The sequence below is a fragment of the Microbispora sp. H10670 genome, from assembly GCF_014161385.1.
In the GTDB taxonomy this organism is placed as follows: domain Bacteria; phylum Actinomycetota; class Actinomycetes; order Streptosporangiales; family Streptosporangiaceae; genus Microbispora; species Microbispora triticiradicis.
This window is the reverse complement of the sequence record NZ_JABBWW010000011.1, coordinates 229,695-240,607: the sequence shown is the minus strand read 5'-3', so window position 1 is coordinate 240,607 and position 10,913 is coordinate 229,695. Positions and strand designations below refer to the sequence as shown.

Here is a 10,913-nt window from a genome sequence, read left to right as displayed (position 1 = left end):
TCCCGGCAGGTCACCCACACATCCGGTCCGACCGGCTCCCCGGTCCACTCACCCTGCATGCCGACGAAGTCTGGCCCCGTGCTGTCCCAAGCGAGGCCAGAACGCAAGATTTTCAGTGATCTTCTAGATGGCCCGACGGCCTGTGCCACTAGAGCGGCGAAGGGCAGTACGGCGACCAGCGGATGATTCCCGGGAACGCGAGCATCCTCAACAAGGGCACCCGTTGCGCGTCTTCCAGGGCGCCCGCGGCACCGTTACTTATCTCGGTGGGTTTGCGGTGTACGACGAGTACCCCTGGTGCGAGGCGGACGCGTCGGAGAGCGGAGGGGGGTCGCTGCGTCGGGTCATCGTCTTCCGGCTGAAGCCGATTCGCACCGATCCGCAGCCGCCGCAGACCAAGCTGGCCCGGCTGCTTGACGATGCGAAGAAGACTGGGACCGAGGCCAGGGATCATCTCCAGGACCTCACCGAGCGCAGCTTCGTCAACCCGGCACAGGAGCCGTACGAGGTCGAGCGGCAGGAGGCCAGCCTTGTGCAGACCCTCGCTTACTACTCGCGCGGCAAGGGGCATGCAGTGGGTCGGCACCAGATGCTCCCCCGGGAGAGACGCGGCCGCTGTTCAATGACCTGTACGACAAGAACCTGAAGCTCCTGGTGGAGGCGAAGGGGAGCGTCGCTGGGGAGAACGTGCGCATGATGATCGGGCAGCTCGCCGACTACGGCCGATTCCCCCTCGAAGCTGCCCGCGCGATCCTGCTTCCCACCGAGCCTCGCGCCGACTGATCGCGCTCGCCCACAGCCAGGGCATCGTCGTCATCTGGCCGATTGAGGGCGGGTATGGCTCCAGCAAGGCCGACTTCGCTGTGTAGGGTTCGGCACCCCCGAAGCGGCCCTCCCTCGCAGCGTAGGGGTCAGCGCGGCTCTCGACGGTCTCAGCTGCTCGCCACGCCCACAGCGATCGGCTGTGTGGCTACTTGCAGTTTTACTTCCAACCTCCAGAGGAAGGGCACACCCCCTCTGACCTGGGGTTTCGTGGCAGAGATACACTACTCTCAGTTTTACTTAAAAGCTCCCGCCCCTGGCACGACGGCCGCGCCACGGGGTAGCTGGGACCGCTGAAACTGGATCAGCTACTTCAAACTCCTTAGAGTACGCCTGTGACCACCAACGAGGTAGATGCTGCGCTCTCGGCCCCCCCGGAGGAGGTGGGGCCGTACTTGCTGGCCCTGCGTGAGGATCAGTGGTTTGAGCGGAAGAGCAGCAGGATCGCTCCGAAAGATCTTGGTATACCCCTAGTCGCCTTCGCCAACGCCGAAGGTGGAACGATCGTGATTGGGTTGTGGAACGGCAAGGTAGAGGGAACAACAGGCAAAGAGGACAAGCTCAATGCCTACAGGCAAGCTCCTGTCGACTTCACATCCCCTCCCGTGAGGGCAAGGTTCGACCATGTGACCTGCATCAACGATCAGGGTGAGCGGGACTCCCTCCTAGTAATTAGAATAGAACCAGGGGAACGCGTACACGAGCTACAAAACGGAGACAGCTATCTGCGTATTGGCGACGAGTCCAGAAAGTTGACTTACCGCCAACGCCAAGAGCTGGAATTTGACAAGGGGCAAAGCCAGTACGATGGATTTCCCTGCCCCGATATCACATTCGATGATCTCGATCCAGATATCGTCGACAACTACCTCGACAGCATGAGAGCGCAAAGCTCAGCAGAAAAGGTCTTTCGGGCCAGAAGTCTTACCACTAGAAACAATGAATTGACAAACGCTGCCTATCTACTCTTCGGCCAGCACCCTCAGGACATATTTCCCGAGGCCCATATCCGAGTGATACGTTTCCTCACTACAGAGAGAGGTACCGGCTCAACCCTTGGAATAGAAGAGGGATCGGATTTTCGCATAGATGGACCGATACCTCAGGCGATCCAAGATGCAAGTGACAAGATCGAAGAACTAATGCCGATCAGGCGATCTCTCACGGAGTCCGGACGCTTCGAAGGAAGACCCATCGTGCCGCGAGATGTTTGGCTAGAGGGCCTGGTAAACGCCGTAATTCATAGATCATATAGCCTTGCCGGTGATCACATACGAGTAGAAATATACCCAAATCGCATCGAGATCAACAGCCCAGGACGGTTTCCTGGACTTGCCAATCCCAACGCCCCACTACAGATAAGTCGCTTTGCCAGAAATCCTAGGATTGCGCGCGTCTGCGCAGATTTGCGAATTGGCCAAGAACTCGGCGAGGGCATCAAACGCATGTTTGATGAGATGCGCCGCGTTGGGTTGACGGATCCCATGTATAAGCAATACAGCGGAAGCGTTCGCCTTATTCTAACAGCGCTGCCACGACTAGATGCGCGTTTGGCTGCACGCCTTCCGAAAGGGAGCGAGCGTGTGTTAGATGCCCTGCGGGCCGCAGGCAAACCTCTTAGCACAGGCGACCTTGCGGAAAGCCTGGATCTCAGTCGCCCAGCAATAACCACACGACTCAAAGCCCTAGAAAGCGAGGGGCTTATTAGGTGGATAGGGAAATCTCCGAGAGATCCGAGAGCCGCCTGGGATATTAGCGACGGGTGGTAGGTGAGTGAATGATTTAGCGCAGCTCACAGCTCCCATATCCCTAATCTTCCCGTCTGCCTTTGACCCATCCCGAAGGGGCATCGGGCGACGACAGAGGGTCAAGCTCGGCTTCGCGTGTACATGATCCCGGTGGACATCCTCGCGCGCTGGTGGTCCTGCCGGCACAGCCGGGCTTGACCCGGAGGAGTCGGGTTGCTTGGTTTGCCCAAGTCGATGGCGGGCGGGACGATCAGGGCACCTACCTAAGCCCTCTACAGCGCTTCTGCTCCCAGAAGCCGCTCATCCCGGAGCCTGACACCCCGGGGTTTGGGGCGGAGCCCCAAGGCTGGCTCGTGTCTCCTTCGCCTGCTATTTTTCTCTCCATCATTTGTCGCCCGCGGGCGCGCACCGCGCCGGCAAGTGGCGCAGCGGTGTGACGACGGCAAGACGCTAGTGCCGATAAAGAACCCGCCCTGGAACCGGTAGGAACTGGGAAGCGCATAAAGAACGTCGCCCTTGGTCTCCGGGCTTTCTCGGTTTGTTAGGTGCCTGCCCGTACGCCTCGACGGCGGGCCGGCCCGAAGAGGCTGCATGCCCGCCGGAGAAGGCGGGGCGCGCGGCCCGGTGGATCGCTATGTGGTTCGCGTGCATTTTTGGAGATACGGGCCATGACTGGCTTCCCAGGCCGCGTTGAGCCTCTTTTCCCTCTCCCCAGTTAGGTGCAGTCGAGGGCTGTCAAGCATGCTCGCCTGCCGAAGGCGGCTTGATTCCATGAGGGAAGTTATCATCACGCTTGATCGTCGCCCGTGACGCCGATCTTCTCGGACTAACCAGATCAGCTGGTGCCCAGGCTGCGCTGGTGACCGGCTTCTTGTTCTGGGAGGTGCCAGGGTACACGGGGGCCTCGCTCGCCTATCCGAACTGAACGCGGTTTTTGACTGAATCAGGGACGCTGGAACTCACAGGGCAATCAAGTGCACCCCATCATGCTGCCGGATTGCCGGGTGGCCGCGATGCTCCATCGCGTCGAGGATGCGGATCGCAAATGCTTCGGACGAGATTGACGACACTTCCGCGGCAGTCGCCCACTGGAAGGCCTTCGTCTCGTCTGTCTTGGTGAGAGTCCCGCGGATGGCGCGGCATCGGAACACGAGCGCCACAATCCCCCGAGTCATGTTCTTGTAGACCCCGGTCAGCGCTTCGGGTTCAACCTCAAGACCGGTCTCCTCGGCAACTTCCCGACGAAGACCCGTGAGGATGTCTTCTTCTCGCTCCAGGACTCCGCCGGGCGCCTCCCAATGACCGTTGTCTCGTCGCTGGACGAGCAATGCGCGGCCCTGCTTGTCGAGAATGACGCCGGCGACGCTCACCGAGTGGCGGTTGTCCTGATCCATGCGGCCCTCCGATGGCCTATCTGCCCAGTTAGACTCACGGTAGTGCACGTATGTACGAGTGGAGGAGTTGACCGTTGGCGGACATCGCCCTGCCGGGACTCGACGCGACATCCGACCGCCCGGTCTTCAAGCAGATCGCCGACCATCTGCGCGAGGCCATGAACCGCGGCACCCTTCCGCCCGGGTCGAAGGTGCCGTCGGAGAGCCAACTCATGGCCCACTACGGTGTTGCGCGCATGACCATTCGTAATGCTCTCCAGCTCTTGCAGAGCGAAGGGCTGACGGTTGCTGAGCATGGCCGTGGGGTGTTCGTGCGCTCACGGCCTCCCGTACGACGCCTGGCGTCCGATCGCTTCGCTCGTCGCCATCGAGAGCAAGGGAAAGCAGCGTTCATCGTCGAGACAGAGGGTGCCGGCGGCAAGCCGACCGTCGACTCGATCCAGATCAGCGAGGCCCAACCGCCAGACGACGTACTGAACCGGCTCGGACTCCCCCAAGGCGCAACGGTGATCATCAGGTCACGCCGGTATCTGATCGATGGCCATCCTGTTGAGACAGCGGTGTCCTATATCCCCTCCAGCATTGCCGGGGGTACTCGGATTGCGGAACCTGACTCCGGCCCGGGCGGCATCTATGCGCGCCTGGAGGAGCTGGGCTACCGACTTGATCATTTCGACGAGGAGATCAAGTCACGGATGCCTCTACGCGACGAGGTCAGGGCGCTCAAGCTCGCCCCCGGAGTGCCGGTCTTCCATCTGATCCGGACGGCCTACGCGGAGGTCGGCAGGGCTGTCGAAGTGTGCGACACGGTTATGTCGAGTGACGCGTACGTGCTCTCCTACCAACTTCCTGCGCGATAGCGCTTGACTCCTCTAGACGAGTTTGAGATACATGAGCGACAGCTCCTCTAGTCGAGTAGACGAGAGGTGGGCTGGACATCAAAAAGCCGAGGCGTGGCCCAAGTCGCCAAACGAGAGATCCACGCCCCGGCACCCCTTAGAGAGGTGTCCTCATCATGACCCATGGGTCTTTTGCTCGGCAGCAGTGGCCTGCCGGGGCGAACGACGGCCCGTCGCAGCCGGTGTACACCTGCACCGGTTGCGGTGGCCACAGCAGTAGCGCGACGTGCTCACGGTGTGAGGCGGGTGCCTGATGACCGTCGCCCACACCACCCGCGCCCGGTCCGACCGATGCACCTCGGACTGCCGCAACGGGCAGATCTGGAACCCCGGCTCCGGCCCCTACCCCTGCCCGATCTGCCGGCCGAACGCCTCCGCCGGTAAGGCCGCCTGATGGGCGCCCGTACGCGTACCGCGCCCGGCCTGGTGGGCGAGCTGCGCGAGGCGATGGTGCAGGCCGGACCGGCCTGCACCATCGCCGACGCCGAGCTGTTCACCGGCCCTGACGTCTTCGAGCCCGAGCGGCCCGGGGTGCGTCGGTACCGGGAGAACGCGGCTAAGAAGGTGTGCCGTTCGTGCCCGGCCCGGCCCGCGTGCCTGGCCTACGCCCTGGCCATCCGCCCCAGTGAGGGCGTGTGGGCGGGGTTCACCTCCCGCGAGATCCGCGCCCTGTCCCTGGTGCCGGCCGACGAGCGAGAGGCGGCCTGATGACCGCCCCCCGGTACTTCTCCGTCAGCTCCCCCGCCCCGCACAACAAGTCCGGCACCGCCCGGATCACGGTGCGTATTGGCGGCGCGTACCCGGCTTACCTGTGCGTGGGTAACGGCCGTGTGCCGCTGACCACGGACGAGGCGTGGGCGGTGTGGGTGGCGCTGGGCAACGCGCTGACCACCGTTCACGGCCCGGCTCCGGCGTGGGCCGCCGAGCAGATCCAGCTGACCTGCATCGAGTGCGGTATGGCCGCCGACGTCGCGGCGCAGTTCAACCAGCTCACGGGCCGCCAGGAGTGGCTGTGTGCGGCCTGCCACCAGCAGGCGGTGTCCGGCCCGGACGCCCCGGAGGTGGGCTGATGGGCCGCTACCAGTGCCCGTTGTGCGAGGGCATCCACCGCAGCGAGGACCAGGCCCGGTGCCCGGTCCACGGCGCCGGCTACTCCCCGGTCTGCGTTGAGTGCGGCCGGGCGGCCGCGGCTCCCCCGTGCGGGGGTGGCCGCTGATGGCTCGCTTTCACTGCGCCGAGTGCGAGCGCGACCACGGCTGTGCGACCGGTTGCCCGCGCTGCCACACCCCGGGCTTGCAGGTAGAGATCTGCCGCCTGCACGGCGTCCGCCCGGTCCGTTCCTGCGGCGCGTGCCGCTCCCTGTCCCATGCCCGAAACGGCCTGTAGGAGGCCCGGCATGACCACCACCATCCCCACGAGCCCTCTGGACAGCGCGCCGTGCGTCGAGCTGCCGGGCCTGGACTCGATCGCCTCCGCGCGGGCGGTCTGGCGGCACGCCCTTCGCGGCCTGCCGCTGGGCGCCTACGACACGCTGATGGTCGCCTGGGCCGAGGACCTCATGGACCAGCCCACCCTGATCGCGTTCGCCTCGTTGATCGAGCGCGCCCGCATCGCCGGCGCGCAGGGGACGCCGTCAAGCTCCCCGCCCCACGGGCCCGGCGTGAGTGACCTTGAGGTCTACCACGAGCGCGTCAAGGAACTGCGCGGCAAGGGCCTGGACGCGGTCACGGCCCGCCTGCGGGCCATGGACGAGGCCCGGCAGCGCATCGACGAGCGCGAGCAGGCCTGGCACGGGGCGCAGGCCGCCGCCGAGGCCACGAGGGACGACCCGGAGGTGTCCCGGTGAGCGACATCCACACGAGCGTGGCCATCTACAGGCCGCGCGCCGAGGAGATGGGCCTCGACTTCAACGCCGAGCGGCAGGTGTCGTTCCTCACCGTCTCCAGTCGGCACGTCTGGTTCGCCCTAGGGGCCGCTGGCGCCGACCTGGCCGCCGAGGCTGCCGCGATGGACCGGCTGGCCGAGCTGGCGACCGAGGCCGCCGCCCGTCTGCGCGAGGCCGCCGCCGGTCGCACTGATCACGCAAGGGAGACCCCGTGATGACCAGCGTCACCGGTGCCATGCAGCCGAAGCCGTCGCCCTGTGTGCTGCTGACGGACCCCGCCGGGTTGTTTGCTGAACTCGCTCGGCTGAACCTGCCCCACGGCACGTATGTGATCTGCGGTTCGGCTGCCCTGTTCGTCCGTGGCCTTCGCGCCCGGATAGGTGACCTGGACGTGGTGGCCACCGGTCCCGCCTGGGACATCGCCACCAGCCTGGACGCCCCGCGACCGGCCCTGTCGGGGCACGGGCTGGTGGTCCACCACCCCACGGCCGCGATCGAGTTCGTGGACCGCTGGACCCCCGGATGGCCGACCGAGCACCTGATCGGCACCGCGGACGTCATCGACGGCCTGCCCTTCATGCGCCTGGGCGACGTCCTGCGCTGGAAGCAGGCCGCCCGCCGCCCCAAGGACCTGCCCGACATCGCCGCCGTGCACCGGCTGCGGCAGACATGGGCAGGTCAGGACGGGAGGCGGGACAAGTGAGCCGTATCCGCTCCCGATTCTGGGACCCCGCCGGGTCCCGGTACGGCATGCCCACCTACCCCTGGCGGATGGCGCCCGCCCACCTGCTGACCTGCCGCCAGCTCACCGCCGCCGGACTCCGGCCCGGCGGGCAGGGCGTCCAGGCACAGGTGTTGTGGGCGTCCCGCCGGCACGGCGCCCTCGGGGTGCGCGCCGCCTACCTGTACGACGTCCGCTTCGCCCTGCCCAAGCGCACTGCGACCCCCGCCCAGCTCGACGCGCTGGCCAAGGCCAACGCCGCCCGCCGGACCTGCCCCGACTGCCGCAGGGACGCCGGTTACGTCCTGCCCCGCCACCTGGGCACCTGCCTGGACTGCGCGGACACCCAGCAAAGGAGCGCGGCATGAAGCTTGCGCCACTGTCACAGAAGCAGATCATGGTGGCCGAGCGGACGTTGAGCGTCGGGACGTGGGCCATCACCGCGGGCGCCATCTTGTTCTCGGTCCTGACGGTGACGCCGCTCGTCGAGCGGGTCACCCCCGACGACTGGGACTGGACGGCCCCGATCTTGCCGCTCGTCGTCGACGCGGCCGTGGTCATCGTGATCCGGCTCGATTCGGCGGTGTCGCGGCTCGGGGGCAACGGCGGAGCCTGGCCGGTTGTCCTGCGCTGGCTCACCGGCTTGTTCACGGTGGCGCTGAACATCGGCGACTCCGCCTGGAAGCACGATCTTGCCGGGGTCGCTGTTCACGCGGTCGCCCCGCTCCTGCTGATCGTGACCGCTGAGGCCGGTCTTGCCTACCGCCGGGCCATCGCCAAGGCGCTCGATCGGATCGAGCGTGAACAGCAGGCGGAGGCCGAGCGGCAGCGTGTCCACGAGCGCCGTGAACGCGAGGCCCGTGAACAGGCCCAGCGTGAGCGTGAACAGGCCGAGCGCGCCGAGCGTGAACGCCAGCAGGAGCGGCAGGAGCGGCTCGATCGGGAGGCCCGTGAGCACGCCGCCAAGCTGGAGCAGCAGCGGCTCGACCACGAGGCAAGAACGGCCCGTGAGCAGCGGGAAGCCGAGATCGCCCTCCGCCGTGAAGAGGTGGAAAGGGAGGAACGCCGGCAGGAGCGGGAGCGTCAGGAGCGGGAGGCCCGTGAACAGGCCGAGCGGGCCGAGCGGGAGCGCCGTGAACGCGAACAGCGCGAGCGGGCCGAGCGTGAACGCCAGGTGCGTGAACAGCAGGAGCGGCAGGCCCGTGAACGGGCTGAGGCGATGGCCCGTGAACGCCGTGAACGTCAGGTCGTGAACGCGGGCAGCGGCGGCGTGAACGCTGCCGTGGACACCCGCAAGGCGCTCGCGGTGAACGCCCCCCGGCTGCCGGAGGACGACGCCCGCGCTCTCGTGCTGAACACCCCCGGCGCGAGCGTGCGCGCCCTCGCTGACAAGACCGGCTGGTCGATCGGCTGGGTCTCCAAGGTCCGAAACGGGGCGGCGGAGGTGGCCCAATGAGCAGCACACGTCGGCCGCAGCGCGAATCCGTCATCAGCCACCTGATGACGATCGCGATCCTGTCCGCTCTGGCCTGGTGGGGCCTGTCCCTCACCCGCCTGCACCCGCACGTCGTGGCGTGGCTGTCCGGCCTGGTCTCCGGGCGTACGGCCTGAGTCCGCCTGGACTGGGACCCCACCGCGCCCCTCACGCACTCCACCACTCCCGACACGATCCACTAGGAGAGATCGCCATGTGGGCTGGAATCGCCGCCCTCGTCATCGCGGGCCTGATGATCCGCGCGAAGAAGTGGGACAAGGTCGTCGTGGCGCTGCTCGTGCTCGGCGCGGGCCTGGTCGCCAAGTACGGCGCCAACCCCGTCACCGGCTGGGCGAACGACTTCGTGAAGGCGGTCGCCATCATCGGCCTGGCCGCCATCGTCATCGACTACCTGACGAAGAAGATCGAGCGCATCACCTACGTCCTCGCGGTCGCGGTCCCGTTCTTCTGCCTGGCCGCGCCTGGGGCGATCGGCCGCGTCGCCAACGAGCTGTTCAGCTCTGACCTCGTGTCCCTGTTCAACCAGATGTGAGGCGCCCCGCCATGACCACGAACCCGACGTACCCGCCGCACCTCCGCGACATCCTGACCCGCGCCTGGGCGATCCGCCCGAGCTTCTTCGGCTTCCTCGGGCTCACGATCGCCGTGCTGGCCGTCTGCTCGCTGCTCGACATCCCGCCCGTGCCCGTCCTCGTCGCGCTGGCCCTCGGCGTGGCACTCGTCACGGGCCTGACCGTGGCCGTCGCCGCCGCCCAGCTCAGGGAGGAGTCGCTCGGTGGGCGTCATTGAGTGGGTGCTCGTCGCCCTCCTGATCGGGTACTGCGGCTGGGGCCTGGCCAAGGCCAACAACCGCCCGAACGCCCAGACCCGCGCCACGGAGAAGGCGGCCCGCAAGGAACGCGCGAAGGAACGCGCCGCCAAGGGCGAGCCCGCGCCGGCCACCGGCCCGGACAAGCCGAGCCTGCTCGTGGCCGCGTGGAACGCCAGCGGCGCCCGGCCGCTCACCGCGACCCGCAGCGGCCAGGCCGCCGCCGAGCTGATCGGCCGCGCGACCGGCCACTCCTGGCGGTGGGGCAAGGCGAAGGCCGCCCGCCAGGAGGCCGCCAAAGCGAAGGCGGAAGACGCCACCAAGCAGGCCGCCATCAAGCTCGGGCAGACCATCACCGCCGCCGCGCGCCGCCGATGGGAGACCAAGACGGACCGCTCCCCGGTGTGGAGCCGGACCACCAAGGGCGACCCGGCGCCGGCCCCGACCGCCGCCAACGGCAAACCCGTGAACGGCAGCACCGTCAACGGCAAGCCCGCCGACGCGCCCCTCACGGCGACCGTCAAGTGCCGCCACTGCGGCAAGGAACACACGATCACGATCCCGGCCGGACAGACCGCCGAGGGGATCACCTGCCCCTGCGGGTCTGAGCTGCTGATCAGCCGCCGCCCCCTGGACCTCCCGAACGACTCCGCGAGCTCCGACAGCTCGACGGACAGCACGACCGACAACCCGAAGGAGAAGACCATGAGCATCCCCACCCCTCGCACCGCGAACGACGTGCGATCCATGTTCGACGGCACGACCCAGGCCGCGAGCAGCGACGAATCTCTCCGCGCCCTGGCCCCCGCCGACTGGGCGCAGATCTCTCAGCGCATCGCCACCTTCGAGCCCGAGAGCGACGCCGACCTGCTCAACCTCATGACCGGTGAGGTCGCCGGGATCTGCGGCTACGCCGAGGCGTACGAGGAGCTGCACCGGCACTGCCTAGAGAAGGTCGGCCTCGACCCCCGCGCCGTGCAAGGCCTGGGCGACTTCTCCGGGCACGTCGGCGAGCTGACGCAGCGGATGGCCGAGGCGCACCGGACGTTCCTCGCCGCCTACCAGGAGGTCATGGACGCCGTACGGAACGGCGTGGTCCTCCCGTACAACGGCCGGTTCTTCACCGGCCAGTGACCCAGCC

At 66.9% G+C, this 10,913-nt stretch carries 16 protein-coding genes; 15 read left to right on the top strand and 1 reads right to left on the bottom strand.

The features are described 5' to 3' along the window. The first annotated feature begins 223 nt into the window (after positions 1 to 223). On the top strand, positions 224 to 646 hold the full coding sequence (locus HHX33_RS18275) for a hypothetical protein (protein WP_182875652.1): 423 nt from the start codon (positions 224 to 226) through the stop codon (positions 644 to 646). Positions 647 to 1,157: 511 nt separating this feature from the next. Beyond that, a complete protein-coding gene (locus tag HHX33_RS18270) occupies positions 1,158 to 2,591 on the top strand; it encodes an ATP-binding protein (protein ID WP_220501917.1) in 1,434 nt (477 codons plus the stop codon). A gap of 938 nt (positions 2,592 to 3,529) precedes the next feature. Here the strand turns inward: HHX33_RS18270 and HHX33_RS18265 are convergent. Then, positions 3,530 to 3,964: an NUDIX hydrolase gene (locus tag HHX33_RS18265; RefSeq protein WP_182875651.1), complete on the bottom strand. Its 435-nt coding sequence runs from the start codon at positions 3,962 to 3,964 to the stop codon at positions 3,530 to 3,532. 74 nt (positions 3,965 to 4,038) lie between these two features. On the opposite strand from HHX33_RS18265, the gene HHX33_RS18260 reads away from it, so the two are divergent. The 13 genes from HHX33_RS18260 (at position 4,039) to HHX33_RS18200 (ending at position 10,906) form a co-directional block, all read left to right on the top strand. Beyond that, on the top strand, positions 4,039 to 4,824 hold the full coding sequence (locus tag HHX33_RS18260) for a GntR family transcriptional regulator (protein WP_182875650.1): 786 nt from the start codon (positions 4,039 to 4,041) through the stop codon (positions 4,822 to 4,824). A gap of 292 nt (positions 4,825 to 5,116) precedes the next feature. Then, complete coding sequence (locus HHX33_RS18255) at positions 5,117 to 5,257, top strand: hypothetical protein (protein ID WP_182875649.1); 141 nt, start codon at positions 5,117 to 5,119, stop codon at positions 5,255 to 5,257. Then, entirely contained in the window at positions 5,257 to 5,571 is a 315-nt protein-coding gene (locus HHX33_RS18250) for a WhiB family transcriptional regulator (protein WP_182875648.1), read from the top strand. The genes HHX33_RS18255 and HHX33_RS18250 overlap by 1 nt, the downstream gene beginning before the upstream one ends. After that, positions 5,571 to 5,933 carry a hypothetical protein gene (locus HHX33_RS18245; protein ID WP_182875647.1) on the top strand — a complete coding sequence of 121 codons (363 nt, stop codon included), beginning with the start codon at positions 5,571 to 5,573 and terminating at the stop codon, positions 5,931 to 5,933. Before HHX33_RS18250 ends, HHX33_RS18245 begins: the two co-directional genes overlap by 1 nt. Before the next feature lie 326 nt (positions 5,934 to 6,259). Next, entirely contained in the window at positions 6,260 to 6,709 is a 450-nt protein-coding gene (locus HHX33_RS18240; RefSeq protein WP_182875646.1) for a hypothetical protein, read from the top strand. Beyond that, entirely contained in the window at positions 6,706 to 6,963 is a 258-nt protein-coding gene (locus tag HHX33_RS18235; protein WP_182875645.1) for a hypothetical protein, read from the top strand. The genes HHX33_RS18240 and HHX33_RS18235 overlap by 4 nt, the downstream gene beginning before the upstream one ends. After that, positions 6,963 to 7,451, top strand: coding sequence for a hypothetical protein (locus HHX33_RS18230; RefSeq protein ID WP_182875644.1), 489 nt, complete (start codon positions 6,963 to 6,965; stop codon positions 7,449 to 7,451). Before HHX33_RS18235 ends, HHX33_RS18230 begins: the two co-directional genes overlap by 1 nt. Beyond that, the gene (locus HHX33_RS18225; protein WP_310741431.1) at positions 7,448 to 7,837 is read left to right on the top strand and encodes an RRQRL motif-containing zinc-binding protein; all 390 of its coding nucleotides are present in this window, start codon (positions 7,448 to 7,450) and stop codon (positions 7,835 to 7,837) included. The genes HHX33_RS18230 and HHX33_RS18225 overlap by 4 nt, the downstream gene beginning before the upstream one ends. Positions 7,838 to 7,866: 29 nt before the next feature. Then, positions 7,867 to 8,925: a hypothetical protein gene (locus tag HHX33_RS18220; protein WP_220501916.1), complete on the top strand. Its 1,059-nt coding sequence runs from the start codon at positions 7,867 to 7,869 to the stop codon at positions 8,923 to 8,925. Next, positions 8,922 to 9,080: a hypothetical protein gene (locus HHX33_RS18215; RefSeq protein ID WP_182875642.1), complete on the top strand. Its 159-nt coding sequence runs from the start codon at positions 8,922 to 8,924 to the stop codon at positions 9,078 to 9,080. The genes HHX33_RS18220 and HHX33_RS18215 overlap by 4 nt, the downstream gene beginning before the upstream one ends. A gap of 77 nt (positions 9,081 to 9,157) precedes the next feature. After that, entirely contained in the window at positions 9,158 to 9,496 is a 339-nt protein-coding gene (locus tag HHX33_RS18210) for a hypothetical protein (protein WP_182875641.1), read from the top strand. An 11-nt stretch (positions 9,497 to 9,507) separates the two neighbouring features. Further along, positions 9,508 to 9,753, top strand: coding sequence for a hypothetical protein (locus tag HHX33_RS18205; RefSeq protein WP_182875640.1), 246 nt, complete (start codon positions 9,508 to 9,510; stop codon positions 9,751 to 9,753). After that, the gene (locus tag HHX33_RS18200; protein WP_182875639.1) at positions 9,740 to 10,906 is read left to right on the top strand and encodes a hypothetical protein; all 1,167 of its coding nucleotides are present in this window, start codon (positions 9,740 to 9,742) and stop codon (positions 10,904 to 10,906) included. Before HHX33_RS18205 ends, HHX33_RS18200 begins: the two co-directional genes overlap by 14 nt. The last annotated feature ends 7 nt before the right edge of the window (positions 10,907 to 10,913 follow it).

What these genes read in the sequence shown, in the direction of transcription:
- HHX33_RS18250 (WP_182875648.1), top strand. Translation starts at nt 5,257, where the DNA reads ATGGGCGCCCGTACGCGTACCGCGCCCGGCCTGGTGGGCGAGCTGCGC.
- HHX33_RS18240 (WP_182875646.1), top strand. Translation starts at nt 6,260, where the DNA reads ATGACCACCACCATCCCCACGAGCCCTCTGGACAGCGCGCCGTGCGTC.
- HHX33_RS18210 (WP_182875641.1), top strand. Translation starts at nt 9,158, where the DNA reads ATGTGGGCTGGAATCGCCGCCCTCGTCATCGCGGGCCTGATGATCCGC.
- HHX33_RS18205 (WP_182875640.1), top strand. Translation starts at nt 9,508, where the DNA reads ATGACCACGAACCCGACGTACCCGCCGCACCTCCGCGACATCCTGACC.
- HHX33_RS18245 (WP_182875647.1), top strand. Translation starts at nt 5,571, where the DNA reads ATGACCGCCCCCCGGTACTTCTCCGTCAGCTCCCCCGCCCCGCACAAC.
- HHX33_RS18220 (WP_220501916.1), top strand. Translation starts at nt 7,867, where the DNA reads ATGGTGGCCGAGCGGACGTTGAGCGTCGGGACGTGGGCCATCACCGCG.
- HHX33_RS18230 (WP_182875644.1), top strand. Translation starts at nt 6,963, where the DNA reads ATGACCAGCGTCACCGGTGCCATGCAGCCGAAGCCGTCGCCCTGTGTG.
- HHX33_RS18265 (WP_182875651.1), bottom strand. Translation starts at nt 3,964, where the DNA reads ATGGATCAGGACAACCGCCACTCGGTGAGCGTCGCCGGCGTCATTCTC.
- HHX33_RS18255 (WP_182875649.1), top strand. Translation starts at nt 5,117, where the DNA reads ATGACCGTCGCCCACACCACCCGCGCCCGGTCCGACCGATGCACCTCG.
- HHX33_RS18215 (WP_182875642.1), top strand. Translation starts at nt 8,922, where the DNA reads ATGAGCAGCACACGTCGGCCGCAGCGCGAATCCGTCATCAGCCACCTG.